At 72.8% G+C, this 19,440-nt stretch carries 16 protein-coding genes; 5 read left to right on the forward strand and 11 right to left on the reverse strand.

Going from position 1 to position 19,440, the window contains the following annotated elements; all coding sequences use genetic code 11:
- Positions 1-20: 20 nt before the first annotated feature.
- Genes AC07AW_RS05405 through AC07AW_RS05440 form a run of 8 tightly spaced genes read right to left on the reverse strand, consistent with a single transcriptional unit; the run spans position 21 to position 6,796 of the window.
- Positions 21-1,997 (reverse strand): NADH-quinone oxidoreductase subunit 5 family protein, encoded by a 1,977-nt coding sequence (locus AC07AW_RS05405; RefSeq protein WP_478814127.1) that lies wholly within the window; start codon positions 1,995-1,997, stop codon positions 21-23.
- The gene (nuoK, locus tag AC07AW_RS05410; RefSeq protein WP_478814128.1) at positions 1,994-2,353 is read right to left on the reverse strand and encodes an NADH-quinone oxidoreductase subunit NuoK; all 360 of its coding nucleotides are present in this window, start codon (positions 2,351-2,353) and stop codon (positions 1,994-1,996) included. Before nuoK ends, AC07AW_RS05405 begins: the two co-directional genes overlap by 4 nt.
- Positions 2,353-2,907 carry an NADH-quinone oxidoreductase subunit J family protein gene (locus tag AC07AW_RS05415; RefSeq protein WP_478814129.1) on the reverse strand — a complete coding sequence of 185 codons (555 nt, stop codon included), beginning with the start codon at positions 2,905-2,907 and terminating at the stop codon, positions 2,353-2,355. Before AC07AW_RS05415 ends, nuoK begins: the two co-directional genes overlap by 1 nt.
- Complete coding sequence (locus tag AC07AW_RS05420; protein ID WP_478814130.1) at positions 2,904-3,452, reverse strand: NuoI/complex I 23 kDa subunit family protein; 549 nt, start codon at positions 3,450-3,452, stop codon at positions 2,904-2,906. Before AC07AW_RS05420 ends, AC07AW_RS05415 begins: the two co-directional genes overlap by 4 nt.
- Positions 3,452-4,420, reverse strand: a complete 969-nt coding sequence (locus AC07AW_RS05425) for a complex I subunit 1/NuoH family protein (RefSeq protein ID WP_478814131.1) — start codon at positions 4,418-4,420, stop codon at positions 3,452-3,454. Before AC07AW_RS05425 ends, AC07AW_RS05420 begins: the two co-directional genes overlap by 1 nt.
- Positions 4,417-5,817 carry an NADH-quinone oxidoreductase subunit C gene (locus AC07AW_RS05430; RefSeq protein WP_478814132.1) on the reverse strand — a complete coding sequence of 467 codons (1,401 nt, stop codon included), beginning with the start codon at positions 5,815-5,817 and terminating at the stop codon, positions 4,417-4,419. Before AC07AW_RS05430 ends, AC07AW_RS05425 begins: the two co-directional genes overlap by 4 nt.
- Positions 5,814-6,377, reverse strand: a complete 564-nt coding sequence (locus AC07AW_RS05435; RefSeq protein ID WP_190157505.1) for an NADH-quinone oxidoreductase subunit B — start codon at positions 6,375-6,377, stop codon at positions 5,814-5,816. The genes AC07AW_RS05430 and AC07AW_RS05435 overlap by 4 nt, the downstream gene beginning before the upstream one ends.
- Positions 6,368-6,796 (reverse strand): NADH-quinone oxidoreductase subunit A, encoded by a 429-nt coding sequence (locus AC07AW_RS05440; protein WP_327163673.1) that lies wholly within the window; start codon positions 6,794-6,796, stop codon positions 6,368-6,370. The genes AC07AW_RS05435 and AC07AW_RS05440 overlap by 10 nt, the downstream gene beginning before the upstream one ends.
- A gap of 159 nt (positions 6,797-6,955) precedes the next feature.
- Here AC07AW_RS05440 and AC07AW_RS05445 point away from each other — a divergent pair, with 159 nt between their 5' ends.
- From AC07AW_RS05445 to AC07AW_RS05465, 5 genes are all read left to right on the forward strand, one after another.
- Complete coding sequence (locus tag AC07AW_RS05445) at positions 6,956-8,167, forward strand: sensor histidine kinase (RefSeq protein WP_478814133.1); 1,212 nt, start codon at positions 6,956-6,958, stop codon at positions 8,165-8,167.
- A 215-nt stretch (positions 8,168-8,382) separates the two neighbouring features.
- Positions 8,383-9,672: a sensor histidine kinase gene (locus AC07AW_RS05450; RefSeq protein ID WP_478814134.1), complete on the forward strand. Its 1,290-nt coding sequence runs from the start codon at positions 8,383-8,385 to the stop codon at positions 9,670-9,672.
- A gap of 426 nt (positions 9,673-10,098) precedes the next feature.
- Positions 10,099-10,830 carry a LuxR C-terminal-related transcriptional regulator gene (locus AC07AW_RS05455; protein WP_478814135.1) on the forward strand — a complete coding sequence of 244 codons (732 nt, stop codon included), beginning with the start codon at positions 10,099-10,101 and terminating at the stop codon, positions 10,828-10,830.
- A gap of 283 nt (positions 10,831-11,113) precedes the next feature.
- Positions 11,114-13,051: a 2-oxoacid:acceptor oxidoreductase subunit alpha gene (locus AC07AW_RS05460; RefSeq protein ID WP_478814136.1), complete on the forward strand. Its 1,938-nt coding sequence runs from the start codon at positions 11,114-11,116 to the stop codon at positions 13,049-13,051.
- Positions 13,044-14,096: a 2-oxoacid:ferredoxin oxidoreductase subunit beta gene (locus tag AC07AW_RS05465; RefSeq protein ID WP_478814137.1), complete on the forward strand. Its 1,053-nt coding sequence runs from the start codon at positions 13,044-13,046 to the stop codon at positions 14,094-14,096. Before AC07AW_RS05460 ends, AC07AW_RS05465 begins: the two co-directional genes overlap by 8 nt.
- Positions 14,097-14,141: 45 nt before the next feature.
- On the opposite strand, the gene AC07AW_RS05470 is transcribed toward AC07AW_RS05465, so the two are convergent.
- From AC07AW_RS05470 to AC07AW_RS05480, 3 genes are read right to left on the reverse strand one after another with little or no spacing between them, the layout of a single operon-like run.
- The gene (locus tag AC07AW_RS05470; protein ID WP_478814138.1) at positions 14,142-16,328 is read right to left on the reverse strand and encodes a bifunctional serine/threonine-protein kinase/ABC transporter substrate-binding protein; all 2,187 of its coding nucleotides are present in this window, start codon (positions 16,326-16,328) and stop codon (positions 14,142-14,144) included.
- Between the two features lie 4 nt (positions 16,329-16,332).
- Positions 16,333-18,561, reverse strand: coding sequence for a protein kinase domain-containing protein (locus AC07AW_RS05475; RefSeq protein WP_478814139.1), 2,229 nt, complete (start codon positions 18,559-18,561; stop codon positions 16,333-16,335).
- Positions 18,558-19,400, reverse strand: a complete 843-nt coding sequence (locus AC07AW_RS05480; protein WP_478814140.1) for a hypothetical protein — start codon at positions 19,398-19,400, stop codon at positions 18,558-18,560. The genes AC07AW_RS05475 and AC07AW_RS05480 overlap by 4 nt, the downstream gene beginning before the upstream one ends.
- Between the last annotated feature and the right edge of the window lie 40 nt (positions 19,401-19,440).

Genomic DNA, 19,440 nt, shown 5'->3' on the forward strand with positions numbered 1-19,440 from the left:
TCGCTGATATCGATCACGGCTCACGCTCCGACGGCGTTGGCGAGGGCGACGGCGGCGATCGCCAGGACGACGGAGCCGGCGAGCAGGGCGCTCAGATAGGTCTGCACGTTGCCGGTCTGGGCGCGGCGGACGAGCCATCCGAGCCCCTTGGCGGAGTTCCCCGCGGCGCTCACGTACGTGTCGACGACCTCGCGGTCCAGGAAGCGGACCAGGGAGGCGGCGGCGAGTACGGGGCGGACGAAGGCGGTCCGGTAGACGGCGTCCAGGTGGAAGCCGTCGGCGGCCGCGCCGTGCAGCGGCCCCAGGAGGGCGCGGCCGGGGTCGGCCGGGTCCTCGGCGGGGTGCGGCAGGTGCAGCGCCTCCGCCTCGACCTGACCCGCCTCGGCGTCCGGGTGGGCGACGTGCGGGACGGGGCCCGCGGCGGGGGTGCGGGCGGCGAGGGTGCGCCAGACCGCGTAGGTGATGACGGCTCCGGCGGCGGCGAGGCCCGTGCCGAGGACGGCCGTGGTCAGGGTCGGGGTGAGGGGGTGCCCGTCGAGCCAGTCGTCGAGGTAGGTGACGGTCAGACCGAAGCCGAGGGAGGGGATGGCGAGGACCCACAGGACGCTCGTCATGGCGATCGGCTGACGGCCGTGGTCCGGCGCCTCGGGGCCGTGGCCGCGGAAGGTCCGCAGCCAGAGGCGGAGCGCGTACGCGGCGGTCAGCAGGGCCGTGATCAGTCCGGCGACGAGGACGATCCAGCCGGCCCCGGCGGGGGCGACGTCCCGCTCGCCGAGGGCGGTGTGCTCGGCGGCCACGAGGACGGCTTCCTTGGAGAAGAAGCCGGCGAAGGGCGGGATCGCGGCGAGCGCGAGGAGGGCGACGGTCATCGTCCAGTACGCGTCGGGGATGCGCTTCGCGAGGCCGCTCATGCGGGACATGGCGGTGAGCGAGTTCGTACCGGCGGCGTGGATGACCGCGCCGGCGGCGAGGAAGAGCAGCGCCTTGAACGCGGCGTGCGAGAGGAGGTGGAAGACCGCGGCACCCCGGTCGCCGACGGCGAGGGCGCCGGCCATGTAGCCGAGCTGGCCGATCGTCGAGTAGGCGAGGACCCGCTTGATGTCGTCCTGGGCGAGCGCGGCGAGCCCCGAGCCGACCATCGTGATCGCGGCCATCACGGCGAGCACGGTCATCGCGGCGGCGGAGGCGGCGAAGACCGGGAGGAGCCGGGCGACGAAGTAGATGCCGGCGGCGACCATCGTCGCCGCGTGGATGAGCGCGGAGACGGGGGTGGGGCCGGCCATGGCGTCGGGGAGCCAGGTGTGGAGCGGGAACTGCGCGGACTTGCCCGCGACGCCGGCGAGCAGCAGCAGCGCGATCAGGGTGGGGTGGTCGAGGCCGCCGCTCGCGACGGCGCCGAGCACGCCCGTGATCTCGAAGCTGCCCGCGTCGGTGGCCAGCGCGAAGAGGCCGATCAGGAACGGCACGTCACCGAGCTTGGTGACGAGGAAGGCCTTGAGGGAGGCCGAGCGGGCCTCGGGCGTCTCCCAGTAGTGCCCGACCAGGAAGTACGAGCAGATGCCCATGACCTCCCAGCCGACCAGCAGCACCATCAGGTCGCCGGAGTACACGACCAGCAGCATCGCGGCGGTGAAGAGGGAGACCAGCGCCGCGTACGAGGGGTAGCGCGGGTCGTGGCGCAGATAGCCGGTCGAGTAGACCTGCACGCAGGTGGCGACCACGCCGACCAGGACCGCGACGAGGGCGGCGAAGCCGTCGATGTGGAGGCTCAGTTCGATGGGGATCGAGCCGGTCGGGGTGAGCTGGGTGGCGGCGTCGATCGCCTTCCCGCCGCCCTGGCGGAAGGCCACGACCGCGGCCAGTACGGCGGCGGCGAGCGTCGGCAGCACGGCCAGCGGGCGGACGAAGCCGGGCGCGGTGCGGCCGAGCAGGAGGCCGGCGGCGGAGCCGAGGAAGGGGAGGAGGGGGACGAGGACGGCGAGGGTGGTCGTGGTCACGCGGCGGCCTCGGCCTTCTCCTCGACGGACGGCTGTTCCTCGGCCGACGGCTGTTCCTTGGTGTCGCGGAGACGGTCGATGTCCGCGGTGCCGCGGTTGCGGTGGACCATCAGGACGATGGCGAGACCGATGCCGATCTCCGCGGCGGCGACGGCGATGGTGAAGAGGGTGAGGGCCTGGCCGGCGTGGAGGGTGTCGCGGAGCCAGACGTCGAAGGCGACCAGGTTGAGGTTGACGGCGTTGAGCATGAGCTCGACGGACATCAGGACCAGGATCGCGTTGCGGCGGGCGAGGACACCGTAGAGACCGACGGCGAAGAGGAGGGCGGCGAGGACGGCCGGGTAGGCGAGGTGCATCAGCTCTCGTCCTCCTTCTTCTTCCGGGAGAGGACGATCGCGCCGACCAGGGCGGCGAGGAGCAGCACGGACAGCGCCTCGAAGGGCAGCACCCAGTGCTGGAAGAGGATCTCGCCGGTCACGCCCGTGGAGCCCTGGGCGGGGCCGTCCAGATCGATCCAGGTCGTACGGAACGCGTCGACGACGACCCAGACGAGGGCGGCCGCGGCGGCCAGGGCGACGGCGAGGGCGACCGGCCGGTTGCCGGAGTCGGCGTCCGGGGAGCGGCCGATGGGGGCCTTGGTGAGCATGAGACCGAAGAGGAGGAGGACGACGACGGAACCGACGTAGATCAGGACCTGGACCCAGGCGATGAACTCGGCGGTCAGGAGCAGGTACTCGACGGCGAGCCCGCCGAGCGCCACGACCAGCCAGAGGGCGGCGTGCACCAGCTGGCGGGTGGTGACGGTGACGAGGGCGGCGCCGAGGGTGGCGAGGCCGACGAGGACGAAGGCGATCTCGACGCCGGTGGGCGAGAGGAAGCCGTGGGCTGCGGCTGTGGCTGCGAGGGTCACTGCTGGTCCTCCGTGGCCGCCGCCTGGGCGGCGGCCTTCTCCGCCGCCTTGCGGGCCGCGGCGATCTCCTTCGGCTCCTCCGCGTGCGGGTCGAGCGCGGGCGGCTCGGGGACCGTCCACATCCACTCGCGGAGCTTGTCGCGCTCGTGGGTGAGCTCGTGGATGTCGGTCTCCGCGTACTCGAACTCGGGCGACCAGAACAGCGCGTCGAAGGGGCAGACCTCGATGCAGATGCCGCAGTACATGCAGAGCGAGAAGTCGATGGCGAAGCGGTCGAGGACGTTCCGGCTGCGCTCGCGGCCGCCGGGGGCGGCGGCCGGCACCGTCTCCTTGTGGGAGTCGATGTAGATGCACCAGTCGGGGCACTCACGGGCGCAGAGCATGCAGACCGTGCAGTTCTCCTCGAACAGGCCGATGACCCCGCGGGTGCGGGGCGGCAGCTCGGGCTGCACCTCGGGGTACTGCGCGGTGACCGTCTTGCGGGTCATCGTGCGGAGGGTGACGGCGAGGCCCTTGGCGAGGCCGGAACCGGGGATGGGAGGCATTACTGGATCGCCACCTTCACGATGCCGGTGAGCGCGATCTGCGCGAGCGCGAGCGGGACGAGGGTCGTCCAGGCGAGCTTCTGGAGCTGGTCCTCGCGCAGGCGCGGGTAGCTCACCCGCAGCCAGATGACGACGAAGGCGAGGACGGCCGTCTTGAGGAGGGTCCAGACCCAGCCGAGGCCGTCGGCGCCGAAGGGGCCGTGCCAGCCGCCGAGGAAGAGGACGGTGGTGAGACCGCAGAGGACGACGATGCCCGCGTACTCGGCGAGCAGGAAGAGCGCGAAGCGGAGACCGGTGTACTCGGTGTACGCGCCGAAGATGATCTCCGAGTCGGCGACCGGCATGTCGAACGGGGGCCGCTGGAGCTCGGCGAGGCCGGCGACGAAGAACACCAGCGCGCCGATGATCTGCCAGGGCAGCCACCACCACTCGAAGGCGTTCAGGATGCCGGGCAGCGAGACGGTGCCGGCGGCCATCGCCACGGAGGCGGCGGCGAGCAGCATCGGGAGCTCGTACGCGAGGAGCTGGGCGGCCGTACGCAGGGCGCCGAGCAGCGAGAACTTGTTCGCCGACGCCCAGCCGGCCATGAGGCTGCCGAGGACGCCGACGCCCATCACGGCGAGCACGAAGAAGATGCCGGCGTCGACGAGCTGCCCGACGGCCCCTTCGCTCGGGCCGATCGGGATCGCGACGAGCACGAGGAGGTACGGGAGGAGGGCGACGGCCGGCGCGAGCTGGAAGATCCGCCGGTCCGCGTCCTTCGGGACCACGTCCTCCTTCTGCGCGAACTTCACGCCGTCGGCGACGAGCTGGGCCCAGCCGTGGAAGCCACCGGCGTACATGGGGCCGAGGCGGCCCTGCATGTGGGCCATGACCTTGTGCTCGGTCTGCCCGACGACGAGCGGCAGCACGAGGAAGACACCGAAGACGATGAGCAGCCTGACGGCGACGTCGAGTGCGTCGTTCACGCGGGATCGCCTCCGGCGGGGTCGGTGGGCTGGTCGGTGGGCTCGGGGGTGGACTCGCCCTGCTGGGCGGGGCGGGCCGCGTCGGACTCGGGGGCGGTTGCCTCCGCCGGGGCGTCCGGACCCGGAGCCTCGGTGGCGGGTGCCTCCGGAGGCGCGGGCTCGGTGGCAGGTGCCTCCGGCGGCGCGGGCTCGGTGGCGGGTGCCTCCGGCGGCACGGGCTCGGTGGCAGGTGCCTCCGGCGGCGCGGGCTCGGTGGCAGGTGCCTCCGGCGGTGCGGCCTCGGTGGCAGGTGCCTCCGGCGGCGCGGGCTCGGTCGGGGGCTTCGGTGCCGCCGGCTCCTCGTCGAAGGCCGGGCGCGCGTGGTGCCAGGGGGCGTCCGAGCTGCGGGTACGCGGAGTGGCGGCCGCCGCGCGGGACGCGGGACCGGCCGTGTCCGGGGCCTCGCCCTCCGCAGCCGCTGCCTCCGGCGCCGCCTGGCTCGCCGAGCCGTCGGCCGCCGAGCGGGAGCGGCGCGGCGGGCGGGCCGTGGCGGCCGGGGTCTCCGTGGCCGTGAGGTCCTCCGTCGTCGCGCCCGGCTCAGGGGCCGCCTGGCTCGCCGAGCCGTCCGCGGTCGTGCGGGAGCGGCGCGGCGGGCGGGCCGTGGCGGCCGGGGTCTCCGCGGCCGTGAGGTCCTCCGTCGAAGCACCCGGCTCCGGAGTCACCTGGCTCGCCGAGCCCTCCGTGGTCGTGCGGGCGCGGCGGACCGGGCGGTCGCCGGCCGCGGCGCGGGCCGGGCGGTCGCCCGCTGCCGCGCGGGCGGGGCGGGTGGGGGCCGGGGGGAGCTGGCCCTTCAGGGGACCCCATTCGTTGGGGTCGGGGACGCCGGGCGGAAGCATCTGCCGACGCTTCGGACCGCCGCCGTCGTGCGACTCGCCCGGTTCCTTCGCGCCCGGCCACGCCTTGGCGACCCGGGCCGCGAGGACGAAGTCCTTGCGCAGCGGGTGGCCCTCGAAGTTCTCGGGGAGCAGGAGGGGGACGAGGTGCGGGTGGCCCTCGAAGGCGACGCCGAACATCTCGTGGGTCTCGCGCTCGTGCCAGCCCGCGCCCGCGTACACCCCGATCGCCGTCGGGAGGACGGGGGCCTCGTGCGGGACCGTCGTGCGCAGCAGGAGGCGCTTCGGGGCCCCTTCCCCCAGCGCCACGACGTGCGCGCAGACGCGGAAGCCCGTACCGGGCTCGTCCACCGCGCTCAGCCAGTCGAAGTAGGTGCAGCCCAGGACGTCCCGGGCGGTCTCAAGGGCTGTGAGCCAGGTCGCCGGCGGCACGTCGACGGTCAGGAGGTCGTACGCGTGCTCCGCCGTCGCCTCCTCGCCGAAGATCTCCGTCACGGCCTCGGGGAGGGAGTCGTAGCCGGTCATGCCGTGCCTCCCGGCCGCTCGACCAGGGGGCTGGTCAGCTGGGAGACCGTGGCGGCGGTCGCGTACCGCTCGGCCAGGCTCTCCCGGGCGATCTTCTCCTGGAGCTTGAGGATGCCCTGGAGCAGCGCCTCCGGGCGCGGCGGGCAGCCGGGGACGTAGACGTCGACCGGGATGATCTGGTCGACGCCCTTGGTGACCGAGTACGAGTCCCAGTACGGGCCGCCGCAGTTCGAGCAGGCGCCGAAGGAGATGACGTACTTCGGCTCGGGCATCTGCTCGTACAGACGCTTCACGGCCGGCGCCATCTTGTCCGTCACGGTGCCCGAGACGATCATCAGGTCGGCCTGGCGCGGTCCCGGCGCGAAGGGGATCACGCCGAGCCGGATGAAGTCGTGCCGGGCCATCGACGCGGCGATGAACTCGATCGCGCAGCAGGCGAGGCCGAAGTTGAAGACCCACAGGCTGTAGCGGCGGCCCCAGTTCAGGACCACCTTCATCGGCTCGGGGGCCAGGCGGGCGAGCGGCCCCAGCTTCGGAGCGGGCAGGGGTGTTACGTCCATGCCAGGACGCCCTTCTTGTACGCGTAGAGCAGCCCCACGGCCAGGAAGCCGAGGAAGACGAACATCTCGACCAGGGTCGTGGCGCCGTATCCGGGCGCGGCGAAGACCGTCGCCCAGGGGAAGAGGAAGATCGAGTCGACGGCGAAGATGACGTAGAGGAAGGCGTACACGTAGTAGCGGACCTGGGTATGGGCCCAGCCCTCCCCGACAGGGTCGACACCGCACTCGTAGGTGAGGAGCTTCTCGGGCGTCGGCACGACGGGCCTGAGCAGCCGCCCGGCGCCGAACGCCACGGCGACGAACAGCACGCCGACGACGGCCAGCAGGCCGACGACGGAGTACGTCTGGAAGTAGTCCGCCGCGTCGGCCGCGACAACGGTCGGTTCCCGCACGTCCGCCCCTCGGTCTCGGTGTCTCATGAGTCACTTCTGTACGCACGCGAGTCTAGGCCCTGCTAAAGGGACCGTAAGCAGTCGCGGGTGCCTTCTTGAGCGCTCCGGCAAGTGGGGATAGCCCCCCTTCCGCTCACCCACCTCCCCCATGGCGCCGCGCCCTCCCCGACCGGCAGTCTGGGGAGCATGACCGCCGATCTTGATCCCGCCGAGTCCACCGAGTCGTCCGACTCCTCCGGCTCCGCCGAAAAACCGCGCCCGCCGCTGCGGTTCGCCTATGGGAAGGAGACCTGGAAGGAGATCGCCTTCCTCCTCTCCAACCTCTTCACCTCGCTGGCCGGTTTCGTCTACGCGATCGTCAGCATCGCCCTCGGCGTGGGCCTCTCGGTGACCGTGATCGGGCTGCCGCTGCTCGCCCTCGGCCTCGGCGGCGCCCGCCTGATCGGCCGGTCGGAGCGGGCGCGGGCCCGCGGGCTGCTCGGGGTGAAGGTCGCCGAGCCCTCCCCGCTGCCACGGCACCGCGGCTTCTTCGGCTGGCTGTGGGGATCGCTGAAGGACCCGGTGGCCTGGCGGACCCAGCTGTACGGGCTGATCCGGCTGCCCTGGGGAATCATGACGTTCACCTTCGGCCTGGTCTCGCTCGTCGTCCTCTGGCCCGTCCTGCCCTTCCTGGCCCGGGGCCTCACCAACGGCGACCGGGGCATGGTCCGGGGACTGCTCTCGCCCTCCGACGAGCTGGAGCGGCGGATCGCCGAGCTGGAGTCGGACCGGAGCGTGGTCGTCGACACCTCCGCCGCCGACCTGCGGCGCATCGAACGCGACCTGCACGACGGCGCCCAGGCGCGGCTCGTGGCCCTCGCGATGGGGCTCGGCCTCGCCAAGGAGAAGCTGCTCGAGGACCCGGAGGCCGCCGCGGCGATGGTCGACGAGGCGCACGGCGAGGTGAAGCTCGCCCTCCAGGAGCTGCGGGACCTCGCCCGGGGCATCCACCCGGCCGTCCTCACCGACCGGGGCCTGAGCGCGGCGCTCTCCTCCGTCTCCGCGCGCTGCACGGTGCCGGTGACGGTGAACGTGGACCTGGCGGAACGGCCGGCGGAGGCGATCGAGGGCATCGCGTACTTCACGGTCTCGGAACTCCTCCAGAACGTCTCCAAGCACGCGCGGGCCCGGTCCGCCTCCGTGGAGGTCTGGCGGGCCGGCGAGCGACTGATGCTCCAGGTGCGGGACGACGGGGCGGGCGGGGCGAGCTTCGACGGCGGTACGGGGCTCGCGGGGCTCGCGGAGCGGCTCGGCGCGGTGGACGGGCTGCTGGTCCTGGACTCCCCCGAGGGCGGTCCGACGACGGTCACGGCGGAGCTGCCGTGGCGGTCGCGGCCGGTGCCGGCGTCTCGCAGGTAGCGGCCGTCTCGCGCGGTTATCGACCACCTCCCGCAGGTAGGGACCGCCTCACGCAGGTAGCGGCTGTCTCCCGCAGGGAGCGGCCACCTCCCGCAGGTAGGGAAAACCCCCGCCCTCAGACGCCCACCCGCCTCATGGTCCGGCGGGCGGCGGGACGGAAACCTGGAACACGTACCGCCCGCCACGCCCGCTCCCAGCAGAGAAGGAACACCGCGATGGCCTCCCTCCCCCTGCCCGCCGCGATCCGCGCGCCGTTCGAGGCCCGTACCTGGCGTGCCTTCCTGTACGTGCTGATCGGGCTGCCGCTGAGCGTCGTCTGGTTCTCGCTCGCCGTCGCCTTCGTCTCGGCCGGCGCCGGGCTGCTCATCACCTTCCTCGGCGTGCCGATCCTGGCCGGGGCGCTCGGGATGTGCCGGGGCTTCGGCGCGGTGGAGCGGACCCGGGCGCGCGGGCTGCTCGACCTCGACGTCGCCGCGCCGGAGCCGGTGCGCGGGCGGACCGGCGGGGCGTTCTCGTGGATGGGGGCCATGCTCAAGAGCGGTGCGTCGTGGCGGCACCTGCTGTACGCGGTCCTGCACATGCCGTGGGCGGTGTTCTCGTTCTCGGTGACCGTGGCGCTGTACGCCTGGGGCTGGAGCCTCTTCACGTACCCGCTGTGGCAGTGGGTCTTCCCCACGTGGGTGGGGCAGGACGGGATCCAGCTGTACGGCGACGCAACCCACTCCTTCTACCTCGACGCGCCCTTCGAGATCGCCGTGACCAGCGCGATCGGGCTCGTGTTCGTCCTCATCGGACCGTGGGTGCTGCGGGGGCTCGTCTCCGTCGACCGGCTCCTCGTCTCCGGGCTCCTCGGCCCGTCGCGCCTCGCCTCGCGCGTCACGGAGCTGGAGTCCGACCGGGGGGTGGTCGTCGACACCGCGGCGGCCGATCTGCGGCGCATCGAGCGCGACCTGCACGACGGCGCGCAGGCGCGGCTCGCCGCGCTCGCCATGGACCTGGGGCTCGCGAAGGAGAAGCTGGCGCGGGACCCGCAGGCGGCGGCGGTACTCGTCGACGAGGCGCACGGCGAGGTGAAGCTCGCCCTCCAGGAGCTGCGGGACCTCGCGCGGGGCATCCACCCGGCCGTCCTCACCGACCGGGGCCTGGACGCGGCGCTCTCCGCCGTGGCCTCCCGGTGCTCGGTCCCGGTCTCCGTGGACGTGGACCTGCCGGCGCGGCCGGTGCCGGCGATCGAGGGCATCGCCTACTTCACGGTCTCGGAACTCCTCCAGAACGTCACTCGGCACTCGGGGGCGCGGCGGGCCTGGGTGGACGTGTGGCGCACGGAGAACCGGCTGATGCTTCAGGTACGGGACGACGGGGTGGGCGGCGCGAGCGTCTCGGACGGCGGCTCCGGGCTCGCGGGGCTCGCGGAGCGGGTCGGTGCGGTGGACGGGGTGCTGGCGGTGGACTCGCCGGCGGGGGGCCCGACGACGGTGACGGCGGAACTCCCCTGGCGCGCGTAGCCCCCACACGGGGCCTCCGCCCCCCGTTGTGGGCAATCGTTCCGCCGGGGCGGAACGGGTGGGCGCAACGGACCCGCGCCCTGTCGGCGCCAGAGGCTTCCGCTCCCTGACCCGCACCACGTTGTGCGCCGCCGCTGGGGTGCGGGTCCAGGCGCGGAAGGCGGAGGCGCCCGCATGGGCGCCGTCCCGTGTGCCCACCCGTCCCGCCCCAGCGGGACGATTGCCCACACGGAGGTGGGCACCGCCCAGCACGGGCGCGGGCCCACACGGGCGAGGGCGCCGCCCAGCCTGGCGCGGGCTCACACGGGGCCGGGGCGCGGGCCCGCACGGGCGGGGCACCGCCCAGCCGGGCAAGGTACCGCCCAGCACGGGCGCGGGCCCGATGTGAAGGGTGGCGTGCCGCCCACGGTGGAGGCTTGAGCTGACATGCTGAAGGTTCAAGTGGTGGACCGAAGCAGGGGGCTGCAGGGCGTGAGTGGGCAAGGTGTGGCGGGGCGCGTACGGGTGGTCATCGCCGAGGATTCCGTACTGCTCAGGGAGGGGCTCACCCGGCTCCTGACCGATCTGGGGCACGAGGTCGTCGCCGGCGTGGGGGACGGGGAGGCTCTCGTGGAGACCGTCGCGGGCCTCGCGGGCGAGGGCGCGCTGCCGGACGTCGTCGTGGCCGACGTACGTATGCCGCCGACGCACACCGACGAGGGCGTGCGGGCGGCGGTGCGGCTGCGGAAGGAGCACCCGGGGCTGGGCGTGCTCGTCCTGTCGCAGTACGTGGAGGAGCAGTACGCCACCGAACTTCTGGCCGGTTCCACCCGTGGCGTGGGCTATCTCCTGAAGGACCGCGTCGCGGAGGTCCGTGAGTTCGTGGACGCCGTCGTCCGGGTCGCCGGGGGCGGTACGGCCCTGGACCCCGAGGTCGTGCAGCAGCTCCTCGGGCGGAGCCGGCAGCAGGACGTGCTGGCGAACCTGACCCCCCGCGAGCGGGAGGTCCTGGGTCTGATGGCCGAGGGCCGGACGAACTCCGCCATCGCGAAAGCCCTGGTGGTGAGCGACGGCGCGGTGGAGAAGCACATCAGCAACATCTTCCTGAAGCTGGGTCTCTCCCCGAGCGAGGGTGATCATCGCCGGGTGCTCGCGGTATTGACGTACCTGAAGTCCTGATCATCTGACACCCTGTCAGATATCCTGGTCCTAGTTCCAAAGGATGAGGCGGAATCCGACTTTCCGGAACACTCCGGGTGGCGACAGAACGTGACGATTCAGGGCAAGAGGGCGTCTCAAAAAGAGGTTCACGATGTGAGAAGTCCCGGGAAGGCCCCCCTTACCGTCGTAGGGTGGGCCTCGGGACGGAAGGTGATCTCCGTACGGAGGCCTCCTGCCGCACCCCGAGCCTTCTCCCCGCCTCCGGCGGAGAGTCCCCTTGCCGCGAGGGAGGTCCAGTTCAGTGACCAGCCAGGTCAGTAGCGAGGCCGGTGAGGCCCTGGTCGGGGAGCAGCGCAGCGCTCCGGCGACGCCCCACCACGGCACCGAGAAGGAAGTGCGCCGGCTCGACCGGGTGATCATCCGCTTCGCGGGTGACTCCGGTGACGGCATGCAGCTGACGGGTGACCGCTTCACCTCGGAGACGGCGTCCTTCGGGAACGACCTCTCCACGCTGCCGAACTTCCCGGCCGAGATCCGGGCCCCTGCCGGAACCCTGCCGGGTGTCTCGTCCTTCCAGCTCCATTTCGCCGACCACGACATCCTGACCCCGGGCGACGCCCCGAACGTGCTGGTCGCGATGAACCCCGCCGCCCTGAAGGCGAACATCGGGGACGTGCCGCGCGGCGGCGAGATCATCGTCAACACCGACGAGTTCGCGAAGCGGGCGATGGCCAAGGTCGGGTACGCGACCTCGCCCCTGGAGGACGGCTCGCTCGACGGGTACCGGGTCCATCCGGTGCCGCTGACGACGCTGACCCTGGAGGCCCTCAAGGAGTTCGGCCTGTCCCGGAAGGAGGCCGAGCGGAGCAAGAACATGTTCGCGCTCGGGCTGCTGTCCTGGATGTACCACCGGCCGACGGAGGGCACCGAGACCTTCCTGCGCCAGAAGTTCGCGAAGAGGCCGGAGATCGCCGAGGCCAACGTGGCCGCCTTCCGGGCCGGCTGGAACTTCGGCGAGACCACCGAGGACTTCGCCGTCTCCTACGAGGTCGCGCCCGCGACCCGGGCCTTCCCCACCGGCACGTACCGGAACATCTCCGGGAACCTGGCCCTCTCGTACGGTCTGATCGCCGCCGCCCGCCAGGCGGACCTGCCGCTCTACCTCGGCTCGTACCCGATCACCCCGGCCTCGGACATCCTGCACGAGCTCAGCAAGCACAAGAACTTCGGCGTGCGGACGTTCCAGGCCGAGGACGAGATCGCCGGGATCGGCGCCGCGCTCGGGGCGGCCTTCGGCGGCTCCCTCGCCGTGACCACCACGAGCGGCCCCGGTGTGGCGCTGAAGTCCGAGACCATCGGACTCGCCGTCTCCCTGGAGCTGCCGCTCCTCGTCGTCGACATCCAGCGCGGCGGACCCTCCACCGGTCTGCCCACCAAGACCGAGCAGGCCGACCTCCTCCAGGCCATGTACGGCCGCAACGGCGAGGCGCCGGTCCCGGTCGTGGCCCCGAGGACGCCCGCCGACTGCTTCGACGCCGCCCTGGACGCCGCCCGGATCGCGCTCACCTACCGCACGCCGGTCTTCCTGCTGTCGGACGGCTATCTGGCCAACGGGTCGGAGCCGTGGCGGATCCCGGAGGTCGAGGACCTGCCCGACCTCACGACCCCGTTCGCCACCGGGCCGAACCACACCCTCTCCGACGGCACCGAGGTCTTCTGGCCGTACAAGCGCGACCCCGAGACCCTCGCCCGTCCCTGGGCCGTGCCCGGCACCCCCGGCCTCGAACACCGCATCGGCGGCATCGAGAAGCAGGACGGCACCGGCAACATCTCGTACGACCCCGCCAACCACGAGCTCATGGTCCGCACCCGCCAGGCCAAGATCGACGGCATCGAGGTCCCCGACGTCGAGGTCGACGACCCGGACGGCGCGAGCACCCTGGTCCTCGGCTGGGGCTCCACCTACGGGCCGATCACGGCGGCCGTCCGCCGCATCCGGCGCGAGGGCGGCCACATCGCCCAGGCCCATCTCCGCCACCTCAACCCCTTCCCGAAGAACCTCGGCGAGGTGCTGAAGCGGTACGAGAAGGTCGTGATCCCCGAGATGAACCTGGGCCAGCTCGCCACCCTCGTCCGGGCGAAGTACCTCGTCGACGCCCGCAGCCACACCCAGGTCAACGGCATGCCGTTCAAGGCCGAGCAGCTCGCCGCCGCTCTCAAGGAGGCCATCGATGAGTGAGTCGCTCCTGCACCTGGTGCCCAGGGCCGAGGCCGCCCAGTCCATGAAGGACTTCAAGTCGGACCAGGAGGTCCGCTGGTGTCCGGGCTGCGGTGACTACGCGGTCCTCGCCGCCGTGCAGGGCTTCATGCCCGAGCTCGGGCTGGCGAAGGAGAACATCGTCTTCGTCTCCGGCATCGGCTGCTCCTCCCGCTTCCCGTACTACATGAACACCTACGGGATGCACTCCATCCACGGCCGTGCGCCGGCCATCGCGACCGGTCTCGCCACCTCGCGCCGCGACCTCTCCGTCTGGGTCGTCACGGGCGACGGCGACGCGCTGTCCATCGGCGGGAACCACCTGATCCACGCCCTGCGCCGCAACGTGAACCTGAAGATCCTGCTCTTCAACAACCGGATCTACGGCCTCACCAAGGGCCAGTACTCCCCCACCTCCGAGCTCGGCAAGATCACCAAGTCGACCCCGATGGGCTCGCTCGACGCGCCCTTCAACCCGGTGTCGCTCGCGCTCGGCGCGGAGGCCTCCTTCGTGGCCCGTACGGTCGACTCCGACCGCAAGCACCTCACCGAGGTGCTCCGCCAGGCCTCCGAGCACAACGGCACGGCGCTCGTCGAGATCTACCAGAACTGCAACATCTTCAACGACGGCGCCTTCGAGGTCCTCAAGGACAAGGACCAGGCCAAGGAGGCGGTCATCCGCCTCGAACACGGGCAGCCGATCCGCTTCGGCGCCGAGAACGAGAAGGGCGTCGTCCGCGACCAGGCGACCGGCGACCTCCAGGTCGTGACGGTCACCCCGGAGAACGAGTCCCGGATCCTCGTCCACGACGCCCACGCGGCCACCCCCACCACGGCCTTCGCGCTCTCCCGCCTCGCGGACCCGGACACCCTCCACCAGACGCCCATCGGCGTCTTCCGCTCGGTGGACCGCCCGGTGTACGACACGCTGATGGCGGACCAGCTCGACAAGGCCGTCGAACAGCGGGGCAAGGGCGACCTCGCCCAGCTGCTGACCGGCAACGACACCTGGACGGTCGTCGGCTGACGCCCGTCCGAGGGGCCCGGTCCGCGGCGCGGGCCGGGCCCCTCGTCAGTCCTCCTTCGCGGCGGTGGCGAAGGGGCCCCGGTAGGTGGGGACCCCGCCGCGCACCTGCCAGAGGAAAACCGCGTTCAGCTCCGCGTCCTTGCTGTTCCTCAGGTCGGGCCGGTACGTCTTCGCGATCCCCTCGTACGGGCCCTGGCGCAGACCGTTCACGACGGCGGAACCCTCGTTCTCCACCTTGTTCGCGAGCGCCGTGCGCAGCACCTGCGCGATCCAGTGGACGATGTCGTACGCCTCCGTCGCGTACCGCTCGAACGGTGCTGTCGCAGGCAGCTTCCAGCGCTCGCGATAGGCGGCGGCGAACCGTTTTCCAGCCGGCATGCGGCCGGGGTCGACGTAGCTGGTGCCGAAGTACCAGCCCTCCGCCGCCGGGCCCGCCAGGCTCAGGAACTCTGGCTGGAGAACCTGCTCCGTGCTGCCGCACGGCCCCTTGTACCCCTGACGGGCCAGGGCCTTGGCGCACAGCGCGGCCCGACGGGGCGACGTCCCCGCGTAGTACACGCCGTCGGGGCGCGCCGCGAGGGCCCGCCGGACGACGGACTCGAAGTCCTCGCTGCCCGCCTCCACCGGGTGGGAGGTGGTGACGCCCCCTCTTTCGGACGAAGGGGGGTTCTCCTTCAGGATCCTGGCGGCGAACCAGGCGGACCGTCCGGCCGCCCGGTCCTCGATGACGGCGGTTCTGCGGCGGTCGTGCTCGTTCAGCCACCGGCCGAAGGCCACGACCATCACATCGGGCGAGGCCCGGGCCTCGAGGTAGTACTGGGCGTTGCCCGTTCCGGCGAGGTCCGATTCCATCACCGAGGCGACCGCACTCACCAACGGGATCTTGTGGACGAGGAGTTCGTCGTAGATGGCCATGTCCGTCCCGGTGACCGTCGGGCCGGTCACGACGGCCAGGTTCCCGATGCCGACCAGGGCCCGGGCGGCCGCCTTGGCGCGCTTCGGGTCTCCCCCGTCGTCGATGACCTTCAGGGCCATGTCGAAGGTGCGGTCGGCGCGGGCGTTGTGGGTCTCCACGGCGAGCCGCGCCCCGCGTTCCTGCGCCCGCCCGTCGACCTTCGTCGCTCCGCTCAGGTCGGTGACGACGCCGATCGTGTACGTGGCGAGCTGCGCGCCCGTGCCCGTACCGCCGCCGCTGCCGCCGCTTCCGGAGGGCGTACGGCTCAGCAGGTAGGCGGTCAGGCCGCCGGCGCCGACGGCGGCCGCCGCCGAGGCGCCGATCAGGAACCGGCGGCGCGAAGGGCCCTGCGGGGGCTCGTCGGCCACGAGCATCGTGGGCTCCGGCACCGGCAGGTCGAGGACCCGGGAGGAGCGCTGGGCGATCAGGGCGGGCAGGCCGTCCGGCAGCCAGTCCCCCGCCGGGCCCCCGGCCTCCCCCAGGGTGGCCCGCACCTCGGCCGCCGTGGGCCGGTCCTCCGGGTCCTTCGCGAGACAGGCCGTGACCAGGGGAAGGATCGTGTCCGGTACGTCGTCGAGTGCGGGCTCCTCGTGGACCGTGCGGTAGACGACGGCCGCCACCGCGCCCGTACCGAAGGGGCGTTCACCGGTGAGCGCGTAGGCGAGGACGCAGCCGAGCGAGAAGACGTCGGCGGCCGGTCCGACCTCCCCCGAGCCGGCGACGCGGGCCTGTTCGGGGGCGAGGAAGCCGGGGGTGCCGATCATCGCGTCGGTGGCGGTCAGGGCGGTGGCCCCGGCGGTCCTGGCGATGCCGAAGTCGATCAGCCGGGGCCCGTCGAGGGCGAGGAGGACGTTTCCCGGCTTGACGTCCCGGTGGACGAGCCCTGCCTCGTGCATGTCGGCGAGCGCGGCCGCGAGACGGGCGCCGAGGGCCCGTACGGTCGGCTCGGGCAGGGTGCCGTGCAGGGCGACGGCCTCGGCGAGCGAGGGCCCGGGCACGTACTCGGTCGCCAGCCAGGGCTCGCGGGCCTCCGGGTCGGCGCCGAGGACACGGACGACCCAGCGGCCGGTGATGCGTTCGGCGGCCCGCGCCTCGCGGCGGAACCGTTCCCGGAAGCCGGGGTCGGCGGCGTGCTCGGCGCGGATGAGCTTGAGCGCGGCGAGCGCACCGCCGGTCGAGCGGGCGAGGTAGACGACACCCATGCCGCCGGCGCCGAGGCGGCTCAGGAGGCGGTACCCGGCGATCGCCGAAGGATCGGCCTTGCGCAGTGGCTGCACGGGCTCAGGCCTTCTTCTTGTTCCGCGCGGGCTTGTTCGGCATCAGGGGTGCGGCGCCCACCGGCTTGTACGTGCCGTTCTGCACGACGAAGACGAAGGTGCCGCCGGGGCTCAGCTCGCCTGTCTCGTTGAAGGTGTAACCCCCCATCGCGCCGGTGTACTTCTGCTTGCGCAGCGCGGACCACAGCCCCTTCCGGGCGGGCTTGCGGCCGGCCTTCGCGTCGGCCGCGAGCTGCTGGAGCGTCATCGTGACCACGTCGTACGACTCGCCCGCGTAGTACACGGGGGCCGTGCCGTACCGCTTGCGGTGGGCGGCGGTGAAGGCGGCGGCCGTCTTCAGCGTGGCGGGGTCGGCGACGGGCGCGCACACGAACCAGCCCTCGGCGTCCGCCCCGCCCTGCTCGACGAAGTCCTGGCCGAAGACGTGCTGGCCGGTGAACCTCGGCCCGGTGAAGCCGAGTTCGGTGAGCGCGCGGGCCGCGAGGACGGCGGTCTCGGTGATTCCGCAGTGGATGTACGCGTCGATGCCGGCGTCGATCATCTCGCCGAGGACCCGGCGGTAGTCGCGCGCCCGGGCCCGGGCCGGGACGACCCGGTAGTGCGGGGTGATCCCGGCCTGTCCGAAGCCGAAGCGCACGCCGCCGGTGAGCTGCCAGCTGTACGAGTCCTCGATCCGGTCCTCCAGGACGCCGGGACGGCTGATCTTCGGCAGCAGGGTGGCGGCGAAGGCGAGGTGGGCGCCGGCGAAGATGTGGCTCGGGATGGCCCGCAGGACCGTCTCGTTCGGCACGTTCCCGTCGGGCCGCAGGGTGAGCAGGTTGTATCCGGCCGAGACCGTGATCAGCGGGATACCGGCCTCCTCGAAGGCGGGGAGGACGGCCAGGCCGACGGCGTCGGTGGTGGCACCGAGGACGGCGACGACCCCCGGGTCGGTGGTCAGGACCCTGGCGCGTTCCACGGCCCGGGCCGCGTCGCTCCGGTCGTCGACCACCTTGAGTTCGAGCGTGAAGGGCTTGTCCTTGCGGGCGTTGAACTGCTCGACGGCCAGGCGCGCGCCGCGCTCCTGGGCCTGCCCGATCGCCTTGGCGGGTCCGGAGAGGTCGGCGAGGACACCGATCGTCCAGCTCGTGCGGGGCGGCGGGGTCTTCTTGCCGTCGCCCGCGCTCTCCCGGCCGTCCCCGAGACCCGCCCAGATGCTGCCGCCGCCCACCGCGAGCACGGCGCCGCCGGCGGCGAGCAGGAAGCCGCGCCGGCTCTTCGCGGGCGGGACGGGGGGCGTGCCGGGCTCGGTGGTGTCGATCTCGGGGAGGGCGAGCATCCGGGCGGAGCGTTCGGCGATGGTCCGGACGACGGGCGCGGGCAGCCACTCGGCGCCGTCGCGCGGGGTGTCCTCGACGAGCCGTACGCAGGCCTCGGCCGCCGTGGGCCGGGCGGCCGGGTCCTTGGCGAGGCAGGCCCGGACGAGGTCGAGCAGTCCTTCGGGTACGCCGGTGAGGTCGGGCTCGTCGTGGACGGTGCGGTACATGAGGGCGTCCACGGCGCCGGTGCCGAAGGGCGGGCGGCCGGTCGCCGCGTAGGCGAGGAGGCAGCCGAGGGCGAAGACGTCGGCGGGCGGGCCGATGGCGTCGGTGCGGGCCTCGGCCTGCTCGGGGGCGAGGAAGCCGGGCGTGCCGACGACCATGTCGGTGGCGGTGAGCGCGGTCTCTCCGGTGCTGCGGGCGATGCCGAAGTCGATGAGGCGGGGGCCGTCGACGGCGAGGAGGACGTTGCCGGGTTTGACGTCCCGGTGGACGAGCCCGGCCGCGTGCACGGCGGCGAGGGCGCGGGCGACGGACCAGCCGAGGAGGCGGGCGGACCGCTCGGGCAGCGGGCCGTGCGCGGTGACGGCCTCGCCGAGGGAGGGTCCCGCGACGAAGGCGGTGGCCATCCAGGGTTCGGGGGCGTCCGGGTCGGCGCCGGTGACGGGCACGGCCCAGGGGCTGGAGACCCGCCGTGCGGCTTCGACCTCGCGGCGGAAGCGGGCCCGGAAGTCGGGCTGGTCGGCCTGGTCGGCGTGGGTGACCTTGACGGCGGCGAGCTCGCCGGCGGCGGTGCGGCCGAGGTAGACGACGCCCATGCCGCCGGCGCCGAGGCGGCCGAGGAGCCGGTATCCGGCGATCGTGGACGGGTCGGAGGGCAGCAGGGGCTGGAGGTCGCCGGGCTGGGGTCCCGGCTGCGGGGCGGCAGTGCTCACGACTGGACCTCCAACTGCTCCTTGACGCGCTGCAGCATGGTGATGAGGGCATTGACCTGGGGCTGGACCGTGCCCGTGGTCGTGGGCGTGGCCTGCTCGGCATAGCCGGGGGCGGCCTTGACGACGGTGGCGACGGTGACCTGGCCGATGCGGGACTGGGTCCAGCCGTACTGCTGCTTCCCCTTCACGTCGTCGCGCTCGTAGAAGCCGCGTTCGCCGAGGGAGTCGTGGGCGGTGTACATGCCGTCCCTGCCGAACGCGTTGCCGACCGAGATGAGCCCGGAGATGCGCTCGCCGGCGCGCAGCCGCTGGTCGGGGCAGCGCAGCGCCTCTTCGAGCGTGGAGGCCATCTCCCAGTCGGCGTCGGTCTCGGTGCGGTGCACGGTGACGGTGGAGGCGACCCGCAGGTTGCCCTTGCCGCCGGCGGCCGGGATCTCGCTGTAGGCGGTGACGCTGTAGAGCACCGTCGAGGGACGGCTGCCGGTCTCCCAGGAGCAGGTCTCGTCGAGCACGGGCCAGTACTCCGGGTCGCTGAGGTACGGGCTGCGCTTGACGTACTCGGGGCCCCAGGCGTCGGGACCTGCGACGACGGCGAGGGCGAGACGCCTGGCCTCGGCCTCGGTCTTCGGCGCGCGCTTCGGGTCCGGGGTGAAGTCGAGGGCGGTCGGCGTGGGGGTGGGAGTCGGGGCGGGGGCCTTGGTCGGGGCCGCCGTCGCGCTCGTACCGCTCTTGCCGTCGGGTTTCCTCCCCTCGCCGCCGCTACTGCATCCGGTCGCGATCAGCCCGCCCACCATCACGGCACAGCAGGCACGCAGCAGTCTTCGGTCCCCGTACGCCACAGCTCCCCCACGGTCTTCACGGATTCCCCCGATCGGTGAG

It is taken from the genome of Streptomyces sp. NPDC044003 (assembly GCF_056435185.1).